Annotated in this window: 11 protein-coding genes; 8 read left to right on the plus strand and 3 right to left on the minus strand. The window is 60.8% G+C overall.

All coding sequences use genetic code 11. From position 1 onward, the window contains the following. Positions 1–398: 398 nt before the first annotated feature. The 3 genes from N688_RS20960 to N688_RS20970 all read left to right on the plus strand — a co-directional run bounded on the left by N688_RS20960 (position 399) and on the right by N688_RS20970 (position 7,447). Complete coding sequence (locus tag N688_RS20960) at positions 399–1,802, plus strand: S53 family peptidase (protein WP_052891100.1); 1,404 nt, start codon at positions 399–401, stop codon at positions 1,800–1,802. Positions 1,803–2,156: 354 nt separating this feature from the next. After that, positions 2,157–3,551, plus strand: coding sequence for a S53 family peptidase (locus N688_RS20965; RefSeq protein ID WP_052891101.1), 1,395 nt, complete (start codon positions 2,157–2,159; stop codon positions 3,549–3,551). Between the two features lie 698 nt (positions 3,552–4,249). Continuing rightward, on the plus strand, positions 4,250–7,447 hold the full coding sequence (locus N688_RS20970) for a HEAT repeat domain-containing protein (RefSeq protein ID WP_052891102.1): 3,198 nt from the start codon (positions 4,250–4,252) through the stop codon (positions 7,445–7,447). A 19-nt stretch (positions 7,448–7,466) separates the two neighbouring features. On the opposite strand, the gene priA is transcribed toward N688_RS20970, so the two are convergent. Beyond that, positions 7,467–10,067, minus strand: coding sequence for a replication restart helicase PriA (gene priA / locus N688_RS20975; RefSeq protein ID WP_052891103.1), 2,601 nt, complete (start codon positions 10,065–10,067; stop codon positions 7,467–7,469). Beyond that, on the minus strand, positions 10,067–12,145 hold the full coding sequence (gene mutL / locus N688_RS20980) for a DNA mismatch repair endonuclease MutL (protein ID WP_052891104.1): 2,079 nt from the start codon (positions 12,143–12,145) through the stop codon (positions 10,067–10,069). The genes priA and mutL overlap by 1 nt, the downstream gene beginning before the upstream one ends. Positions 12,146–12,651: 506 nt before the next feature. Here mutL and N688_RS20985 point away from each other — a divergent pair. The 3 genes from N688_RS20985 to N688_RS20995 all read left to right on the plus strand — a co-directional run bounded on the left by N688_RS20985 (position 12,652) and on the right by N688_RS20995 (position 16,846). Further along, complete coding sequence (locus N688_RS20985) at positions 12,652–13,677, plus strand: hypothetical protein (protein WP_052891105.1); 1,026 nt, start codon at positions 12,652–12,654, stop codon at positions 13,675–13,677. Positions 13,678–14,200: 523 nt separating this feature from the next. Continuing rightward, complete coding sequence (locus N688_RS20990; RefSeq protein ID WP_162179602.1) at positions 14,201–16,213, plus strand: BACON domain-containing protein; 2,013 nt, start codon at positions 14,201–14,203, stop codon at positions 16,211–16,213. Positions 16,214–16,522: 309 nt separating this feature from the next. Continuing rightward, the gene (locus N688_RS20995; RefSeq protein ID WP_069803332.1) at positions 16,523–16,846 is read left to right on the plus strand and encodes a 2Fe-2S iron-sulfur cluster-binding protein; all 324 of its coding nucleotides are present in this window, start codon (positions 16,523–16,525) and stop codon (positions 16,844–16,846) included. Between the two features lie 139 nt (positions 16,847–16,985). On the opposite strand, the gene N688_RS21000 is transcribed toward N688_RS20995, so the two are convergent. After that, a complete protein-coding gene (locus N688_RS21000; RefSeq protein ID WP_052891108.1) occupies positions 16,986–18,308 on the minus strand; it encodes a hypothetical protein in 1,323 nt (440 codons plus the stop codon). 383 nt (positions 18,309–18,691) lie between these two features. On the opposite strand from N688_RS21000, the gene N688_RS21005 reads away from it, so the two are divergent. Further along, positions 18,692–18,949, plus strand: a complete 258-nt coding sequence (locus N688_RS21005) for a hypothetical protein (protein ID WP_052891109.1) — start codon at positions 18,692–18,694, stop codon at positions 18,947–18,949. A 55-nt stretch (positions 18,950–19,004) separates the two neighbouring features. Continuing rightward, entirely contained in the window at positions 19,005–19,877 is an 873-nt protein-coding gene (locus N688_RS21010; RefSeq protein WP_052891110.1) for an SDR family NAD(P)-dependent oxidoreductase, read from the plus strand. Positions 19,878–19,889 lie beyond the last annotated feature (12 nt).

Genomic DNA, 19,889 nt, shown 5'->3' on the forward strand with positions numbered 1-19,889 from the left:
TCCTTCCTTCCTTCCTTCCTCATCTGGGTGATGCTCCTCTTCTTTTCCCCTTCTTTTTCAGTATACGAGCGGCCTGGCGGGAAGGTGACGCAGTCACCGTAGTGGCGGGCCATTTACTTCGGCAGCGACTTTACAGCAAGAGTGAAGCGCGATGGGGCGCCGATCTGCCGCTAGAGATGATCCCGCGCTTAAGCAAGCGAGCAAGCAAAGAAGCGCTATATGTTTAGATTTCTTAAGCTAGATCTTTACCTTCTATCAACCTGTTCCTCTTCAAAAAAAGCTGGAAGACCATGTATACTATAAGCGGGTGCCATTCCTATTCCTCTCTATCCGCACCAGGCACGAGTTTTCTCTACTGTCTTAAGGCACTATGTTTTAAAAAAGGGGGTCAGACATCGATGAACGATCCTGCTCTCGTCCGTCGGCTCTCGCGCCTGCTCATTACCGCAGTGGCGGTCTGCGCCATGCTGGCGCTCAGCCTTGGTCTGAGCGGAGGAACGAGTGCGGCGGCACTGACGGCTCGTGGCGTACATGGCTTCGCCGTGGTGCGCCCGCAGTACGAGTATGTTGGTGTTGCTCGTAGCGATACAACCTTCCGCTGCCAGACGACGACGCCGCCCAACTGCTACGGCCCCAAGCAGATTCGCGAAGCATATGAGATTACTCCGATCCTGAATAAAGGGATTACAGGAAAAGGACGCTCGATCGTTATTATTGACGCCTACCAGAGTCCCACCATCGCCCACGATCTGCAGACCTTCGACTCTATCTTCGGGTTGCCCGACCCACCTTTCACCATCATCGCACCGGATGGATTGACTCCCTTCGATCCGAACGATGCGAACCAGGTCAGCTGGGCGGGCGAGATCACGCTTGATGTGGAGTGGGCCCACGCTATTGCTCCCGACGCCCAGATCGTGCTGGTGCTGGCCAAGTCCAATCAGGATACGGATATCCTCAGCGCGACGCGCTACGCGATTCGCCATAATCTGGGTGACGTCATTTCCCAGAGCTTTGGCGAGGGCGAGAGCTGCGTCGATCCGAAGCTGCTGCGCCAGGAGCACGAGCTGTTCCGGGAGGCCACGCTGAAGGGGATCACGCTCTTCGCTTCTTCAGGCGACCAGGGAGCGGCTCAGCCGACGTGCGACGGCAATTCGTATTTCCTCAGCGCTAGCTCGCCAGCCAGCGATCCTCTGGTGACGAGTGTGGGAGGAACGAAGCTGATCGCCGATGGCCAGACCGGCGCTTACCAGAGCGAGACGGCCTGGAATGAGCCACAGTACGAGGTGGCCAGCGGCGGCGGCTTCAGCACCATCTATCCGAAGCCGTTCTACCAGATCGGCACCTCCGGGATTGGCCGTTATCGCGGCGTGCCCGATGTAGCCTACAACGCTGCGGTCGACGGCGGCGTGCTGGCTGTCTGGAGTTCGTCGGGCCTGGGCCAGGATCTGGTCTTCCGCTTCGGCGGTACGAGCGCCGGCTCGCCCCAGTGGGCCGGGATTACAGCCCTGGCCGATCAGTTGGGCCACCACCGCGTAGGCTTCCTCAATCCTGCCTTCTACCTGATCGGCCATTCGCCGCTCTACGGGCAGGCTTTCCACGACATTACGACGGGGAACAATACCTTTACGGGCACCGACGCCAACGGCAACCCGGTGACCATTAACGGCTACTCCGCCGCGAAGGGCTGGGACCCCGTGACCGGTTGGGGCACGCCGCGCGTGGCCCATCTCTTGCCACTGCTGGTGGCTTTCGGCTGCGGTACGTCGGGCCGCGATCTGACACGCGCTCGCTCTCTGTAAGGTGACAACAGGCCAGTCAGGCCCCTGGCTGGCCATCAAACCAGACTGGGAAGAGGAGGAGCAACCTCGACCCTCGCTCGGCTCCTCTCTCTTCCCAGTTTCTCTTTCGTCGCCCTTGCTCCGTTCCTCTTCCTCACACATCCACCTTCCCCTTCTCACCATGTTTCGCCGATCCATTTCTATCTCTGTATCTTTCAAACATTTACTAGATCATTATCACCTTTAACCATGTTTTAACTGTTTTTATCTATTCAAAAGCGGTTGTATCCTCTTACACTAAGATCGATGGGTGCCGCAAGGTATCGATCGCGGCGCACATTGTCCCGTTTAGCTCACAAGGAGGTCACGATTCTCATGGAGAGAACCCCCATTACGCGCTGGCTGCCGCACCTGGTAGCCACCGTCTTCGTCCTGTGTGGCTTACTGGTAGGGACGCTGATCCACTTCTACGCCAACCAGATCGTTCAGGCGGCCAAACCCCATTACGTGATCAACCGGCCCGAGTACATCTACGCTGGCGCGGTGAACAAGGACCGGACCTTCCCGTGCCAGACCACGAATCCGGCGACCTGCTTTGGGCCGAAGCAGATTCAGGCCGCCTACGAGGTTGCCCCTGTGCTGGCCAAGGGGATCACCGGCAAAGGGCACACCATTGTGATCATTGACGCCTACCAGAGTCCGACAATCCGCCATGACCTGCATACCTTCGACACGCTCTTCGGTTTGCCGGACCCGCCCAGCTTCAATATCGTGGCACCCGACGGCCTGCCTCCTTTCAATTCCTTCGACAGCACGCAGGTCGGCTGGGCTGCAGAGATTAGCCTTGATGTCGAATGGGCCCATGCCATCGCCCCAGATGCGGCTATCACTCTGGTGCTGGCTAAGTCCAACCAGGACATCGATGTGCTAAACGCGACGCGCTACGCGGTCGAGCACAATCTGGGCGATATCATCTCGCAGAGCTTTGGTGAAGGCGAGAGCTGTGTCGATCCTCAGTTGCTCAAGCAGGAGCATGAGCTGTTCTCTAAAGCGGTGGCACAAGGTATGACACTCTTTGCGGCCTCGGGCGATCAGGGCGCGGCTCAGTATACCTGCGATGGCAACTCCTACTTCCTGAGTGTCTCTTCGCCAGCCAGCGATCCCCTGGTGACGGCAGTTGGCGGGACGCTGCTGGAGGCAAACGGCACGCAGGGGAGCTATCAGGGCGAAGAAGCCTGGGATGAGCCACAGTATCAGGCGGCCAGCGGTGGGGGCTTCAGCACCGTCTATCCCCGGCCAGATTACCAGAATGGGGTTGCCCAGATCGGCGGCTACCGCGGCCTGCCGGATGTGGCCTTCAACGCCGGCATCGATAGCGGCGTGCTGGTGGTCTGGAGTTCATCGGGCGAGGGTGAAGATCTGGTCTTCCGCTTTGGTGGTACGAGCGCCGGCTCGCCCCAGTGGGCCGGAATCGCTGCCCTGGCGGATCAACTGGCCGGCCATCGCCTGGGCAATCTGAACCCAGCCCTCTATGCAATCGGACGCTCGAATCTCTATACGCAGGCCTTTCACGATGTTACCTCGGGCGACAATACCTTTGTCGGCCAGGATGGGCAGGGCAATGCTGTCGCTATCCAGGGTTATAGCGCTGGGGCCGGCTGGGACGCCGTGACCGGTTGGGGAACACCGCGCGTGGCCAAGCTGCTTCCTTTGCTGATCCAACCACCTTCCTCCGCCCCAATGCGTCCGCTGCTCTTCCCCTTCCGCTGAGGACCTTCCTTATTCATCCCTTCCCCCCACCCGCCACGCGCTGGAAGGCTATCGCTCGCCTGGCCCGGCCATCATGGCCTGACAGTGGTGCTGTTCCTGGAAAGCGTCAGGAACAGCACCATTTTCCCATTTTCAACACTTCTAAATGATTCTGTAGCTGATCTTCTTCTTATTGATCACATTAGAAAGGGATATCTCTTTCAGAGCAGAGCCATAAGAATAGTGAATAGTTCCATATAGCGGAATTATTTTGACAGATGACAAACTAACAACTATTCTCTTTTCTAGGATGCAGAGAGACCACGGGGTACAGGGTGCCCCAGCGCCTCCAGACAGGGTAGTTATAGGGTCGTCCTTCCTTCGACACCCCCCTTGCAGCGTTGCGCGTGCGCCTGCTGGTACAGTGTAGTACAGCTTCTCAGGAAGAGGAGTGCCGTTACAGGCAACAGCCTCCTGTCTGGGGCCTGGGCCGACTTTGCTTCTCTTCTCTTTGCCTCTCTTCCTCTGCGGAAAGAGAGGCTTGATCGCATAAGCACTACCGCCTTGTTCTCTTCGCCCGCCAGCACTGGGGGGAAACAAAGGTGGTGACATGTCCAATGTGTTTGGTACCGACAACGGTTTACTCCAGGTTCACAGCTCTCCGCTCACGGCAGTATCTATTCGCATGCAGTGCGCGCAAGCTAAGAAACGAGGACGGTATGTGTGCCCGCGCTCTTCGCCTTCTGGCAACAATGGGGACGATGGTTCTGGCCCAGACACTCTTCGTCGGCTGGTCCATGACTGTTCCAGGCACGCTCTCCTCCGGCGGGCCCGCGCAGTCGATAGGCGCTCGGACAGCGCCAGGGCTGATGACGGTGGCTCTCCTCGCTGGCTCTCCCAGCGGCGGCGCCTGGTGGGAAAATACGCCCATCGTAGTGGCTTTCATCTCTCTGGTGGGGGCAGTGCTGGCCGCAGCTATCCCTGCCGCTGTTAATCTCTACCTGGGACGCTTGCGCGCCTCTCAGGGCGAGGAGGAGGCCAATGCCTGGCGCCAGCGGCTCTCTGCTCGCTGTCTGCGCCAGACACTTGAGCAGTATCGAGCAGGGTTACGGGTTGATCCTCGCTTGACGCATCTTCAGATTCTTGATATGAACCTTCCTATCAACTTGCTCGATCTCTATATCCGTGTGCGCCTGCACGAGGAGACTCGCCCAGGCTACCAGCTCGATGAGGAGCGCTACGGACGCCGGTTGAGCGGTGATCTCGTCGACCTCTGCCGCAGCGGCCATCGCTATTGCGATAGCCAGGTGGCCTCGACGCTCGACCCGGATGAGGCTATTCGCCGCTATCGCCGGAGCGTGGTGCTGGGCGACCCCGGGGCCGGTAAGACAACCCTCCTGAAGTATCTGGCTTTGCGCTCGCTCTCTGGCCAACTCGAGGGCCTGCCCGACCTCCCTATCTTCGTCGAGCTGAATACTTTTGTCTCCGCCAGCCCCACCACCATGTCCCACAACATCGATATTATTCAATTTGCTGCCCGGACTTGGGAGGAGCGCTATCGCATCCCTCGCACGTCTGCGCTGGCGTTGATGCATTCGCGCTTACAGGAAGGGCGCGCACTTCTACTACTCGACGCTCTCGATGAGACACTGACTGGCGCCCATAAAGAGGAGGCTGAGTCAACCTATCGTTCTATCGTGATGATGATTGTAGAGCTGGCAACGCGCTATCCCCAGGTGCCGATCGTGGTGACGGCTCGTAAGGCTGGCTACCATCAGCGCAGCCGCTTGACGGGCTTCCGCGAGCTGGAGGTGCTCGATTTCCGGCCCGAGGATATTCGCCAGTTCATCCGGCGCTGGCTGGCACTGACCGGCTCTCGGCTGGGTCCCGAGGCCGCGAACGATCTGATCTATCGTCTCGAACGCAGTCCCCGCGTCCAGGCCCTGGCCGGTAATCCCCTGCTGCTCTCGCTGATCCTCCTGCTCTATGAAGAGCAGCTGGATCTACCAGATCGGCGTGTTGAACTCTATCGACGCTGCGTGGAAACGCTGCTGACACGTTGGGATAGCAGCCGCGATATTCATCGCCACAGCCAATTTTTGTCTCAGCACAAGCTGCAGTTGCTGGAGGCTATCGCCTGGCATTTCCACTTGCGTGGCCAGCGCTACTTTCCCGAGGATGAGCTGTTGCAGGAAATCGCTCGCTTCTTGCCGACCATCGGTCTCGATCCTGAACAGAGCCAGGAGATCTTCAGCGAGATCATTGGGCAACATACTCTTTTGAAGGAGCAGGCGCGCGGCTGCTATGGCTTTCTTCATTTGACGTTACAGGAGTATTTGACTGCTCTCTATGCTGTGGAGCATGGAAAGCTCTTAGAGCTGATTAAACGGCGCGGTAATCCCTGGTGGGAAGAGGTGATTCTGCTCTATGCGGGGCGAGTCAGCGATATCAGTCCGCTGCTTCAGCATCTGCTTGGCAATGGTGGGCGGCGGCGTTCCAGCGACGATCTCTTCCATACGAATCTGCTGTTGGCGGGGCGCTGCCTGGCGATGCGTCCGACGATGCGCGAGAGTGGTCTACGCCAGGAAGTTATCAGCCGCCTCTTTGCCTTACTGACGGCGACACCTTATCCGCTGGACCGGCGCAACAGTGCAGAGGTGCTGGCGGAGGTCGGTGGCGAGTGGGTCAACATGGGTCTCTTGCACCTGCTAGCTGATGAAGGGGTTGACGTTCAGGTGCGGGATGCCATTGCCGATGCTCTGGGGCAGCTTGGGGAGCGCTCACTGGCCCTGCCGCTTATGCATCTCCTGGTCGATGAGCAGCTCGATGCTTCGGTGCGCTATGCCATTGCGAATGCCCTGGGGCAGCTTGGGGAGCGTTCGATTGTGCCTCATCTTTTGCGCCTGCTCTCCGATGAGGGGATTGACCCTTCGGTGCGCTATGCCATTGCCCACGCTCTGGGCTATCTGGGGGAGCGTTCAATTGCGCCCCAGCTGCTTTGCCTGTTGACGGATGAAGAGGTCGATCCCTCGGTGCGTGACGCGATTGCGGCGACGCTGGGTCAGCTCGGCGAGCGCTCTGTCGCTCCCCAGTTATTGACCTTGCTGATCGATGAGCGCTTGCCGCTGTCGCTGCGCCATACGCTGGCGGCGGCCCTGGGTCGGCTTGGCGAGCGCTCCGTCGCTCCCCAGCTGTTGCGTCTGCTCGCCGACGAGCGCTTGCCGCTGCCGCTGCGCCATGCGATTGCGGCGGCTTTGGCCCGCCTGGGTGAGCGTAGCCTGATTCCCCAGCTCTTGGGCCTGCTTGACAATGAATATATCGACCGTTCGGTACGTCATGCTATTGCGGTGGTGCTGGGTTACCTGGGGGAGCGTTCGGTCATTCCTTTGTTGCTGCAGCTGCTGGCCGACGAAGAGGTTGAGCTGCCAGTGCGTGAGGCGATCGCTGGGGCTTTGGGCCATTTGAGCGAGCGCTGGGTGGTGCCGCAATTGTTGACGCTGCTGGCCGATCGGCGGCGCGGCTCCTGGATGCGAGAGGCGATTGCCCGTACGCTGGGCAATTTGGGCGAGCGCAGCGTGGGCCCTTATTTGCTGGCGCTGCTGAGCGATGAAGAGGTGGAGCTGCCAGTGCGCTGCACCATCGCCCATACGCTGGGGCAGCTGGGGGAGCGTTCGATCGTTCCTCAGCTGTTGCATCTGCTCTGTCGCGAGGAGGAAGACAAGTACTTGCGCCGGGCCCTGGCGGAGGCGCTCGGGCAGCTCGCCCAGGATCAGGAGACCCTGCAGACGCTGACGGGGCTGCTCCAGGATACGGATATCGCCGATGCCATCTACGAGGCGCTCTGGAGGATCAGTCGCCGTCTGGGCGTGCGCCTGATGCCAGGCCAGGGATGCGTACGGATTGAGGCTATCCCCTAGTGATTGGGGAGGATGGCGCTTACATGGTGCTCACCGGGTCGATGTCGATATGCCAGCCCGGGGGGATGGTGATGGCACGTAGCAGGGGACGCAGATCGGGGCCGCGCGCGATCATCTGCCAGCGGAATTCGTCGCGGATGCGTTCCATGACTGCCGGGGCTGGTCCCACAATGTCGGTTTCTTCTAACTCCAGCTCGGCAATAGCGCGATCGAGCTGCTCGCGCAAGAGCAGGGCCTCGTTCTGGGCGCGACGGCGGTTGGTATGGCTATAGGTGAACTTGACAAATTGGCGGAAAGGGGGATAGGCGTAGCGCTGACGCAGGATGATCTCAGCAGCGTAGAACTCATGGTAGGCGTGGCGCGAGGCAGTTTCAATGGCAAAGTGCTCCGGGTTGAAGGTCTGGATGATGACGAGTCCTGACTCGCTGCCGCGCCCAGCCCGGCCCGCCACCTGGGTGAGGAGGGTGAAGGCGCGCTCCGTGGCGGCGAAGTCCGGTAGCATGAGGGCGATGTCGGCGGCGACCACCCCCACCAGGGTCACCCCTGGCAGATCGAGGCCCTTGGCGATCATCTGGGTGCCGATCAATATGTCGGCTTCGTGATTGGCAAAGCGGTCCAGAAGCTGCTCATGGGCGCGCCGCGTGCGAGCCGTGTCGCGGTCCCAGCGCAGCAGTCGAGCCTGGGGAAAGGTCTGCTGGATCGCCTGCTCCACTTTCTCGGTGCCGATGCCGAAGTAGCGCAGGCCATGATTGTTACAGTGGGGACAGCGTGTCAAGACAGGGCGTCGAAGATTGCAGTAGTGGCAGAGGAGGATGCGCTCAGTGGCGTGATAGGTCAGCGGTACGTCGCAGTGCTCGCACATGGCGACATAGCCGCACTCGCGGCAGAGAACACAGCTGGCTGCTCCTCGACGATTGAGGTAGAGAATGGCCTGCTGGCGTCGGGCGAGGACGTTCTCCAGCTCGCTGCGCAGACGACGACTGAGGATGCTGGTGTTGCCAGCATGCAGCTCGCTGCGCAGGTCGACGATTTCCACGGGGGGCAGGGGGACCCCGATGCGCTCGGGCAGCTCCACCAGTTGATAGGCTCCCTGTTGGGCACGGTAGAAGCTGGTTACGGACGGGGTAGCGCTGCCCAGGACGACGGGAATGTCGAGAAGCCGCCCCAGGGTGCAGGCTACCTCGCGCGCGTGGTAGGTGGGACGACGCTCCTCCTGCTTGTAGGCCGTCTCGTGCTCTTCGTCAAGGATGATGATGCCCAGGTCAGGCAGAGGGACAAAGAGGGCAGAGCGCGAGCCGAGGACGACATCCACCTGGCCGGCCCGAATGCGCCGCCATTCATCGTAGCGCTCGCCCGGGCTGAGGGCACTGTGGATAATGGCGACCCGTCCCGGGAAGCGCCCGGCAATACGCTGGATGGCCTGGGCTGTAATGGCGATCTCAGGGACGAGCACGAGGCCTTTCTGACCACGGGCAATGAGGGCCGCCAGGGCCTGCAGATAGACCTCGGTCTTGCCGCTGCCTGTGACCCCATGCAGGAGCAGGGGACGCTGAGAAGCTTCAGGGGCAAGGATGGCGCGCACGGCAGCCTCCTGGGCAGACGTCAGCCGCAGGGGAGAGCTGGGCACAATGGGGCGCTCTCGCAACGGATCACGCCGTACTTCTACGTCCTCTTCAATCGCGAGAACGCCCTCAGCAACGAGCTGTTGCAGCTGGGTCTGGGTGAGGCCGCTGGCGCGCGCCAGGCGACTCGGTGTCCAGAGTACATCGGGCGGGCTATGTTCGAGCAAGTCAATGGCAGCCAGCGCGCGCAGGGCCCGCTGGCTCTCTTGACCCTGACCACCCCTTGCCGCCGCAATGGGGGCTTGGGCGGCAGATCCCACAACCGACAGGGGAGCCGCCGAAGGTGGACGCCGGCGCAGAGAGGGAGAGGGAGGCAGCAGGTCCACAGGTGTGCCCGACGTCGCAGCGGTCACCGGATACTGCGGCAGGCTTTCCGCTAGCTGACGCTTCCAGGCGGCCAGCTCCTCTCCAGCCAGGCAGAGTCGAACGGCACGCTGACGCCGCGGACGTAGACGCGGCTCTGCCAAACGCGGCACGCGCTCAATCAGGCCGCTGGTCACTGCCTCCTTGAGCAGGGCACGGGCGCGCGTAGGACCTAGCATAGCCTGCAGACGGGCCACATCAATCTCGCCTTCATCCAGGAGTAGACCGATCAGAGCCTGGAGCGACAGCGAGGCTGTCTCACGCGGCTCTGTGTTGACGAGAGTTAGCACAGCACGCGACCCCTGCAGTAGACCAGGTGGGAGCATGAGCTGCACAACCAGCGCCAGCGAGGTGACATAGTAGTCGGCCATCCACTCCGCCAGAGCGCGCTGATGGGACAAGAGCACCGGCTGCGGGTCAAGCAGCGCATGCACGGGACGCAGCGTCTCTGGCAGGCTGTGCTCGCAGGACCCCACCAGTTGCCAGATGATACCTTCGACCAGTCGTTCCCCATAGGGGACGGCCACCAGCTGGCCCGGCTGAAGCTCTCCCTCCAGCTCCGCCGGCACCTCATAGGTCAGCAGCGGTCGCTCGCCCTGCCAACTGGCGGCCACGGTCAGCACTTCCGCAAACACTAGCGCCTCCCGAATTCGCGTTCTAGAGCACCAGCGCTGAAGTGGATGGTTGTCGGTCGGCCATGACAGCAGCTAAACGGTGCGCGTGTGTGGGCAAGCTGCTCGACCAGTTCGCGCATTTCGCTGCTGGTCAGAAAATAGTTGGCTTTAATAGCCGCCTTACAAGCGATGTTGGCAAGGGCATGCTCCTCCCAGGTCTGGCTGTAGCCATCGTGTTCGGGGGCGGTCACTTCCCTGAGCAGCTCCTGCAGGGAGCGCGCGCTGAGCTGCTTGGCGAGCACAGAAGGCACAGCACGCGCCAGGACCTGCCCGTGATCAAGCAGCTCTAGTTCGAAGCCCAGGCCACGCAGATCGTCGAGACGCTCCTCGATGGCTTCCAACTCAGCAGGCGAGAGGTCAAGGCGCAGAGGAGTCAGAAGCATCTGAGCAAGCGAAGTCTGCTCCTGGCGGGCGGCCAGCATGCGCTCCAGGATAATGCGTTCGTGAGCGGCATGCTGATCAATCAAATAGAGGCCATCGCGCCCCTCCGCCACAATATAGCTCTGGAGCAGTTGCCCTATGACTCGTAGCTCAGGAAAATGGCTGTGCTCCTGGCGAGGTCCGGGCTGCACAGCAGGGGCAGGCAAGACCTCAGCCGGGGCAAGCGGAGCAGCCAGAGCAGGCCCCTCTTCCCTAGACAGGGCATCCTCGACAGCCTGCTTTTGCTTCTGCTCCGGCTCCGTGCCGCCCGTTGCAGGCTGCCCAGAGCGGCGGGACACGCCTGTCAGCGCCTGGCGCCCATGCCCTGGTTCACCCTGCTGGGGGCGCAGATGGCTTTGCCAAAGGCGCGACTGCAGAGCGGTTCGCTCCCCGCGTTCCTCCTCACTGACCGTCAACCAGGGGTTATCAAGGGGAAAAGCATGCTGCAGCACAGTCACTTCCGGAGTTGCCTCCGGTTTCAACGAGGCTGCCTGCTCCTCTTCTGTGGACTCTTCTGGTGGCTGGGACAACGACGCAGCGGAGACTGGAGGTGATCCCGCAGCGGCGCTGCCCACAGCCGCAGGGGCGGACTGCTGTGCCGCCTGCCAGCTGGGAGCCTCAGCCTCTTCCAGGACGGCGCGCCGCACAGCGCGCATCAACTCGGCGTAGACCCGACGCTCGCGCAGGAAGCGAATCTCCGTCTTGGCGGGGTGAACATTGACATCGATCTGGGATGGATCTACCTGTATGTTGATGACCGCCAGAGGATGACGTCCGCTGAGCAGCAGGGTTCGATAGGCCTCTTCCACAGCGGCAATCAGTAAGCGGCTGTGAACCCACCGGCGATTGACAAAGAAAGAGAGATACTGGCGCGTGCTCTTATAACACGCAGGCCGGCTGACATAGCCGCTGATCGCTGGGCGCTCGGGATCATCGGCAGGCTGGCCACTGAGCGGCACCATCTGCCTGGCCACCGCTGGACCATACATCTGCACCAGCACCGTCGCCAGTTGACCATCGCCTGGAGTCGTAAAGACTTCACGCCCCTCGCTGGTGACGGTAAAGCGAATCTCGGGATAGGCTAGAGCATACTGCTGGAGCAGATGCAAGCAGTGACTAACCTCCGTCTGGCGGCTCTTCAGAAACTTCAGACGCGCCGGCACCGCACTGAACAGGTTGCGCACCGTGACAATGGTGCCCTCGGGCGAGGCAGCAGGACCGACTGCCGAAATTTGCCCATTGCAGGCGCTCACCTGAGCGCCCTGGGCGCCACTGCGGGGACGGCTGATCAAAACCACCTCAGCCACCGCAGCAATGCTCGCCAGCGCCTCCCCACGGAAGCCCAGCGAGCGAATACGCTCCAGATCCTCCACCGTGCTGACTTTACTCGTAGCATGACGCGCCAGGGCTAACGGCAGCTCCTCTGCAGGAATACCGCAGCCATTGTCGCTCACCCGTATCAGCTGCAGACCGCCACGGATGAGATCAACACGGATCTGCGAGGCACCGGCATCAATGCTGTTCTCGATTAATTCTTTCACAACCGAGGCGGGGCGCTCCACCACCTCGCCAGCGGCGATTTTGGCTGCGACCTCCGGGGCCAGTTGGCGAATCGGCATAGGGCAGACTCTTCCTTCACTGCTTCACTGCTTCGCTGCTGAAGCGAGCTGGGAGAAACACGCTCCTCCAGGCTGCTCCCGCCCTCGCTCCACTCCTCAGATAAGCTTCCTCGGCCTGGCCTCTTTCCCCCTCACGGATCAGCGCCAAAGCAGATCAGCTCAGGTCAGGCCAGGCAAGAACGAGTGTTCGTGCTGACTGATTATACCATAGGATCGCCCCTTGTGCGCGCTGTGAACCAGGCTCCGCGTTCGACTGGGGGCGGGCTTGCTCGTCGTCGTAGTTCCCGGGCAGGACAAGCCGCAGTAGCCTTTTTGGGCCTCAAGTGTCGCTGGCCCCTCACCTGACGGCCCCCAGGAAGAAATATAACTATTTATCTATGCTTCGTATAGATAAAAGATGTACTGCCCATAATTTTAACGGAATTTTAATGGCCGAGGTCGGAGGAGCATGCTATAGTTAGGTAAGGAGCGGTGCGTAGCTATTGAGAGGGTCCAAGGAAGGAAGAATGTACGAGCCTCACCGATGGCATGAATTTCTGAGCAGCATCGAAGACAATCCTCAAGAGCAAATGCGCTTATTAGAAGCAGCAGGTATTTCCCCCATGACCCTGACACGCTGGGTCGCCGGCGAAGAATCTCCCTGTCCTTACGCACTCTATCGTCTCTTCTGTGCCTTACCAGATCACCATCAAGGGCTGTTAGAGGAAGTAGCGCGGGAATTTGCCCTATTGAGCCGGGGCGACCAGGGGTCCACTCTCTGCAGCGAGGCTCAGGAGATCGCGCCTGTCTTCTATGACCGCGTCTTGAATGCCGCGCTGAGGGTGCCGATGCCGCTACGCACCTGGGCGATCAGCAACCTTGTGCTGCAGCAGGCCACCATTCATCTGGACCCTCGGCGTCAGGGGCTGAGCTTAATAATTGTGCGCTGCATGCCGCCCTCACGTGGCGGATGCGTGCGCAGTCTGCGTACGGCGCTAGTCAACGACAGCCGGCGCTGGCAGCTCAGTTCTCAGAGCGAAGCCTGCTTTTATGGCAGCGAGTCCCTGGCTGGTCATGCCGTCTCCATCGCTCGCACGGTCATCTTCCAGGTACCAATCCAGGCTTCGCTTGCGCTCCCCACTGCTGGCCTGGAGCCGTTGGTGCAGGATGAGGCTCTCAGTGCAGTGGCCTGTCCGATTGTCCGTGCTCGTCGCGTTGCTGGCTGCTTGCTGGCTGTGAGCAGTCGGCTGCAGCTGCAAGCTCAGGAACGGCTCTCTCTTCTGCACAAATACAGGGACTTGCTGTTGCTTGCCTTTGAACCTGAAGAATTCTATCCTATTGACCTGATTCGCCTGTACAGGTTGCCACCGCTGGAGGTGCAAAAGCCCTTGCTCTCGGGTCTGCGTCGCCGTGTCGCCCGGATGATGAGCGAGGCCACACGTCAGCACCATCCGCTTGACGTCAGTCAGGCTGAGGCGCTGACCTGGTGCCAACTTGAAGAGGAGCTCCTCGCGCAGGTAGCTCCCGCCAGCGAGGAGAGCGACGAGTTGTAAGCCGCTCCCAGGGATTTGCGAGGGTCATAGTGCTTATGATGCACCCCTCGCATCCCCTGTTATCCTCTCCTTGCGATCCTGTCCCTTTCTCACCCCTTGTCAGGCTCTTCGGCTCCTGGCCATCTCAGCGTTCAACGCCTGTTCCCCCTCAGCACTGCCACTCTGGTCAGTGCCCGCCTCCAGCTACTGTTGTGCCAATATTGAAGAATTATGATACACTATGGTCGGTCCTGCTTCTCCTCTGGACGTTTGGCAAGGTCTGACGTCTATCTCAGTAGAGAGCATGTGAGTACTTCCTCCCCAATAGCCCGGTCTCAGCGCAACCGAGGGCCGGAGTAACCGCCATGAGGTAGGCTCGTCCAGCCGGTCCGGTCAGCCCAGCCGGTCGGCCCTACTCATGGGCAGCAAGGTCAGAGAGTGGGACACACCAATGCAGACCAAGCGTTGTCGTTTTTGTCATCAACCAGTGTCTATTTATGCCCAGGTGTGCCGTCACTGTGGGCGCTCCCTGGTGCCTTCTTCTGTGCCAAAGAGAAGAGAGAGACTGCGGAGACGCTCCATTCCCCCGGCATCGCCTCAGCCAATCGGCTATCATGCCGGACTGCACCCCGAGGATCAGCCTTATCTTTCCAGCCCGTTTCTGGTGCCGCCACTCGCTACGGGGGAGGAAGCTGGGGCAGAGCAACTGGCTTCTTCTGCCGCGCGTTCCGACAAGGCGGAGCCACAGCCGATGCACCTGGAGAGCCAGGAGGTTTGGCCCTTCCCTGCGCGGATTCAGCGAGGGGGGAGCAGTCGCGCCGAGGAGATCCTGGCTCCAGGCTCTTCTTCTCATCGGCGCAACCTCCTGCCGCGCGCCTTGCTGGTGCTGTTCCTGGTAGCGCTGGCAATGAGCGCGGCTCTTTCCTATCTGTTCTTCGCCCGCCGTTGGTCGGTTGCGACACTGACGCCTTCGCTGACGGTGATTCCGCGCCAGTTGCATTTCAATGAGAGTCTGACCCTGGTTGGCAAAGGATTTGGGGCCGGTGATCTGCTCGCCTTGCAGCGTGACGGAACGATCCCGTTACGAGATGCCCGCGGTCAGCCGCTGCGTGTGCAGGCCAATGCCATTGGCGCTTTCGCTCTTCAGGTGACCGTAACGCCAGATTGGCAGCCTGGAGAACACCAGCTTCTGGTTGTTGATGAGACGCAGCTTTTGAGTATTGCAACGACCATTACCGTGCTGCCTTCGACGTCAACGCCGCCGCAGCTGAGGCTTTCCGATTACAGCGTTGATCTGGGGGCCGATCTTCCAGGGACGACGACGCGGCTGGCGATTACCTTGCTCAACGCTGGCGGTGGTCAGCTGAGCTGGCGGGCTAGCAGCGATCGTTCCTGGCTGCAAGTAGACCCAGTCAGCGGCAGTTTTGTCGGGAGCGAAGTAGTGACCTTGGTGGCTCAGCGTGGCGAGCTGGCAGCCGGCAACTATACAGCTCATGTGACTTTTGTCCAGCAGGCGGGAGAGCAGGGGAAAACCACGCAAGTCTTGGCGGTCACCATGACGGTCCTGGGTTCGTCGGCCACACTGAGTATCGCGCCCGCCAGTTTGAGTTACACGGCAAGTAGCGGCACGCAGGCCCCACTGAGGCAGACAGTGGCTCTGCAGAACCACAGTCAGCAGGCGCTTGACTGGAGCAGTCAGGTGAGTACCAACGCTGGCGGGGCCTGGCTGCAAGTCACGCCGAGCGCTGGCCACCTGGAGGCCGGAGCCAGCATCACGCTCAGTGTGACGGTCTCGCCTGCCTCGCTCTCTGCGGGAAGCTATCAAGGGACGGTGCTCTTTGAGAACCGTAGTGGTCTGGGAGATGAACCACAGTTGATGGTCAGTCTGCATGTGGTAGCACCGGGCCGGCTGGCCCTGACGCCGTCTGCGCTCAGCTTCACAACGGCCCAGGGTCAGAATCCTGCTCCGCAGTCGCTGACGCTGCAGAACAGCGGTGGCCTCACACTGAGCTGGTCTCTGACGAGTAGCACAGGAGACAACAGGCAGTGGCTGGGAGCGACGCCAACGGCAGGTACGCTAGCCCCAGGGGGGCGCGCCACGGTGAGTGTGCAGGTCAACGCGGCTGGCCTGGTCCCTGGAAGCTATCAGGGACGCCTGATCTTCAGCGCCGGCTCGCTCAGACAAGAAATTACGGTTGCTTTAACGGTGCAGACACCAGCCGTGCCCACGATTACCGTCGGGCCAACGATCCTGATCTTTGACGTGCCGCACGGGACGACGCCGGCGGCTCAGACCGTGACCATCACGAATGACGGCCAGGCACCGCTCAATTGGACCATTACCGCCGATAAGAGCGACCCGCCGTTGCAGATCACGCCCGCTAGTGGTGGCCCGCTGGCACCAGGGCAAAACACAACGGTCAGTATCGCCCCCGTGCTCTCCCAGGTGCCTGCCAATACCTCGCTCAGTCTGACATTGACGGTGGCAGAACGTGATCCTGACCTGGCCTCTCTGGTTGCCCCGCAGCAGGTGCTCGTTCTCATCGCTGTCATCTAAGGCTCAGGCGTGTGGCTCTGTAGGGTCCCTGGCTCTCCCTCTCTGCCCTTGCTAGCCCTGGTGCTCTATGCTACACTCTCACCAGGCACAGCAGCAACAGACATCGACGCGCCTGACCCGGCTACGGGGCTAACAGGTGAGAGGTCAGGGCGTGGGGAAATGGAGGGACCAGAGAGAGGCGAGGTGAGACGGGGCGCGCCCTCTCCCACCAGCCTGTTCGGGTTCCGTCTGCTCTGCTGACTGGCTGGCTGGTTCCCTGCAAGGGAGCACATCAAGAGAGCCAGCACCATTCCTGTGGAGGAATTCACCGTGCCAACGATTACGTTTGTACGTGAAAAGGTCAAGGTTGAGGTTCCTGAAGGCGACAATGTGCGCTACCCAGCGCTTGAGCACGATGTACCCGTTTACTGCGGCTTGTGGAAATTCGCCAACTGCCACGGCAATGGACTCTGTGGGACGGATCGCGTAGCGGTCTCCCCAGCCAGCAATACGAATGAGCTGACCTTCATGGAAAAGTTCTGGCTGCGCAACGATCTCAAGAAGAACCCGAATGTGCGCCTGGCCTGCCAGGTGCGCGTCTACGGCGACGTAAATGTTGAGACGTTGTGTAAGAGGGGCGGGGAAGGAGCCTAGCGCCAGGTAGAGGCTGAGAAGGAGCAGGGCAGGACCTGTGTGCTTGTGGCCGCCCTTGTCTCCTTCCTCCTTTTTTGGAGGGGCTTCCTTCGCCCCCTCGTGGTCCGCTCCTGACCGCTAGCGCAGGACCAGGCTCAGGTTAGGGGCGCACAACGAAATAGAGGCGAATGGCCAGTTGGGGCTGTTTCCCCGCATCGTTCCAGTAGAGTTCGACCATGCCTTCCAGGGGCTGAGTAAAGCGCATCATCGAGACGCCCGTCCAGGAGCCGCCTTTAGAGTCTGGAGTGGCTTTTGAGAGCACCTGATAGAGCAGGCCATTGGTGTACCACTTGACGGTGACTGTGCCGGCTTTTTTGGCATGGACGCTGTAGGTCAGATAAATGGTCTGGCCGGGTTTAAAGACCTGACTGGGCTGAAGCGCGATGCCGGTCTTGGGGTCGACGCTGGGCGCAGTTGTGGCTGAGCTAATGATGCCGTAAGCCGGTCCATTCTCGCTGGCCTTGGGGTCGGGCAGGTTGGGCACCGGCGTCGCCGCGACGTTGGGAGGCGCAGCGCCAACGAGCTGGCCCAGGAAGGACAGCTTGCCCGTCACCTTAGCGTAATAGGTTGCAGCGCTGCACAGCAAGAGAATAACGATCACAAAGCTGAGGAAACCGCTGATGGCGCGGTAGCGCGGGATGATCGGCCTCGGCTTCGTGTACATGGGCGGAATATAGAGCGCCTCCTCCTCCGTTGGGATACCCGCAATCGGAGGCCCTGGTACCTGCTGATTGAATGGCAAGAGGGCGCCGGTGTTGGTTCTCTGGTCCTGGACCTGTGGAATGAGGATCAGCGACTGCGTCGAGGGATTGGCCGGGTCCTGATAGAGCACGGGCAGCATGGCCATTGTCTGCTGACCCTGGCCCTGAAGAGGAGGTTGAGGGCCAGTCTGCTGCTGGACCGACATTCCCTCGAAGCCTGGGTAAGCGCCAGGAAATTGTTGCTGGCCCGCCGGGAAGGGTTCCTGGGAAACAGCCTCGGTCGCCTCGCCCGGCGGCAGTGACTGATTCTGGCCCCAGAGAGGCGCGGAGATACCGTCAGTCCCGCTCATGGCTCCGGGAGAGCTGAAGCCAGGGGTGCTTAAAGCCGGATAGCTCACATCCGAGCCGCCGGAACCGACGGACGGGTAGTTCACCCCCGAGCCTCCCCCATTGCCCAGGCTGCCCAGCCCCTGCTGCTGATAGGGCTGATAGCTCGACAGTGATTGTGCCTGCCACTCTGTCCCTGTTCCAATTCCAGGCCCGGGTCCAGTCCCAAAAGAGGCCCCCAGCGGCGGCATGGCAACCGTCGTGTGACCACTGCCAGCGGAGAAGAAGCCACTGCCGCCGCTGTTGGCACCATTGGCCGGCGCCGGCCCACCGCAGTAAGGACAGGGACCCTCACCCTCCGGTCGATACGTATTACAGTGGACACAGAGCATCATCACAATCACCTTCGCTATTTACCGGAAGTTATCTATCGAGCATCGATCTCCTTTCTGACAGTAGCATTGTTGCCTGATGCGGTCAAGAGTGAGCGGGCGCTTTAGGGCAAAATGGCTATCTCCAACGTATACAAATCTGTTTCAGAATGTGTCTCTCACCAGGAGGCCAGCCAGGATAAGAGCGCCCTTGCACCGTCAGAAGCGGCCATGATAGCATTACCTTGATGAAGGAATGCAAGGCCGACAGACGCAGCCTGGTCCGCTTTTTTGCCTGTCTGTTTGCTGATCAGTTGACTGACTGTCTGGTTCGCTGGCTGCGCCGCCGGCGCTTGCTCGCTTGCAGCTTGTTGGTCTTGATCTGACTGCCTACTGAGCAGGTGCCTATGGGAGAGTCACAGGAGCAATGGTATCAGCGCCAGGCAGTAGAGCATCTGGCGCAGCATATTCCTTTTGAGCAGGATGTTGCATCAAAGGCGGAGCAGATCGAGATGCTGCGCAGTCTGGTTCTCCGTCATGGCCGCGAGATGGACCCCGAGCAGTTCGGCTTTGAGGCCCGCTGTGAGCTGATCCGCCTGGGTCTCTGGAATCGCATCGGGCCTGGTCCGCGTTCAGAAAACCAGGAGGGCGAGGAGCTTTTCTGATCTCTGGCCAGCCAGCGGCAGAGCGACGGAGAAGAAGAGAGGAGCAGAGAGCAACATGAGTACGACGGCAGGGAATGCGGCCATTGTGATTACGGGTTGCTCCAGCGGTTTCGGACGTGTCACGGCCCTGTATCTGGCGCGACGGGGCTGGCAGGTCTTTGCCACGGTGCGACGCGAGGCGGATGCCGGGCAGCTGCTGGCAGAGGCCAAGGCAGGCGGGAGCGATGGGAACCTGACGCCGCTCTTATGTGATATTACGGACGCCGCCCAGGTGAAGGCTCTGGGTGAGCAGGTGGCGGCGGCAACGCCAGCGTTGACAGCGCTCCTCAACAATGCGGGCACGGCCTTCGCTGGCCCTTTGGAGCTGATCGATCTTGACGATCTGCGGGCGCAGTTCGAGATCAATACGATTGCCCATATTGGGGTGACACAGGCGCTGCTCCCGTTGCTGAAGGCGGCACGGGGGACGATTATCAATGTGAGCAGTGTGAATGGCCGTATTCCTTTGCCGGCTCTGGGTCCCTATGGGGCGAGCAAGTTCGCGCTGGAGGCCCTGAGTGATAGCCTGCGGGTCGAGTTGGCGCCTTTCGGGGTGCGGGTGGTGGTGATTGAGCCGACCTCTAGCCCGACAGGGATCTGGCAGACGAGCATGGAACGGGCTCGCAGCAAGCTGGAACAGTACCGCGGCCAGGGAAGTCCTTACGAGCGCTTGCTCACGGTGATGGAGAAGAGCGCTATGCGCCTGGCCTCTGGCAGAGGAGGGTTCCCGCCAGAGCAGTTTGCTCAGACAGTTGAGAAGATTCTGCGCAGCCCTCGCCCACGCACGCGCTACGCTGTGCCGCCAGCGATGGCCTGGGCAATGCGTCTGCGCTATTGGCTCCCCGATCGTTTCTGGGACTGGCAGATTCGTCGCTCACTGCGCTGGTAGCCTCGCGATGAC

Source organism: Thermogemmatispora carboxidivorans (assembly GCF_000702505.1).
GTDB lineage: Bacteria > Chloroflexota > Ktedonobacteria > Ktedonobacterales > Ktedonobacteraceae > Thermogemmatispora > Thermogemmatispora carboxidivorans.

What these genes read in the sequence shown, in the direction of transcription:
- N688_RS21000 (WP_052891108.1), bottom strand. Translation starts at nt 18,308, where the DNA reads ATGATGCTCTGTGTCCACTGTAATACGTATCGACCGGAGGGTGAGGGT.
- N688_RS20985 (WP_052891105.1), top strand. Translation starts at nt 12,652, where the DNA reads ATGTACGAGCCTCACCGATGGCATGAATTTCTGAGCAGCATCGAAGAC.
- mutL (WP_052891104.1), bottom strand. Translation starts at nt 12,145, where the DNA reads ATGCCGATTCGCCAACTGGCCCCGGAGGTCGCAGCCAAAATCGCCGCT.
- N688_RS20970 (WP_052891102.1), top strand. Translation starts at nt 4,250, where the DNA reads ATGTGTGCCCGCGCTCTTCGCCTTCTGGCAACAATGGGGACGATGGTT.
- N688_RS20960 (WP_052891100.1), top strand. Translation starts at nt 399, where the DNA reads ATGAACGATCCTGCTCTCGTCCGTCGGCTCTCGCGCCTGCTCATTACC.
- N688_RS20965 (WP_052891101.1), top strand. Translation starts at nt 2,157, where the DNA reads ATGGAGAGAACCCCCATTACGCGCTGGCTGCCGCACCTGGTAGCCACC.
- N688_RS21010 (WP_052891110.1), top strand. Translation starts at nt 19,005, where the DNA reads ATGAGTACGACGGCAGGGAATGCGGCCATTGTGATTACGGGTTGCTCC.
- N688_RS21005 (WP_052891109.1), top strand. Translation starts at nt 18,692, where the DNA reads ATGGGAGAGTCACAGGAGCAATGGTATCAGCGCCAGGCAGTAGAGCAT.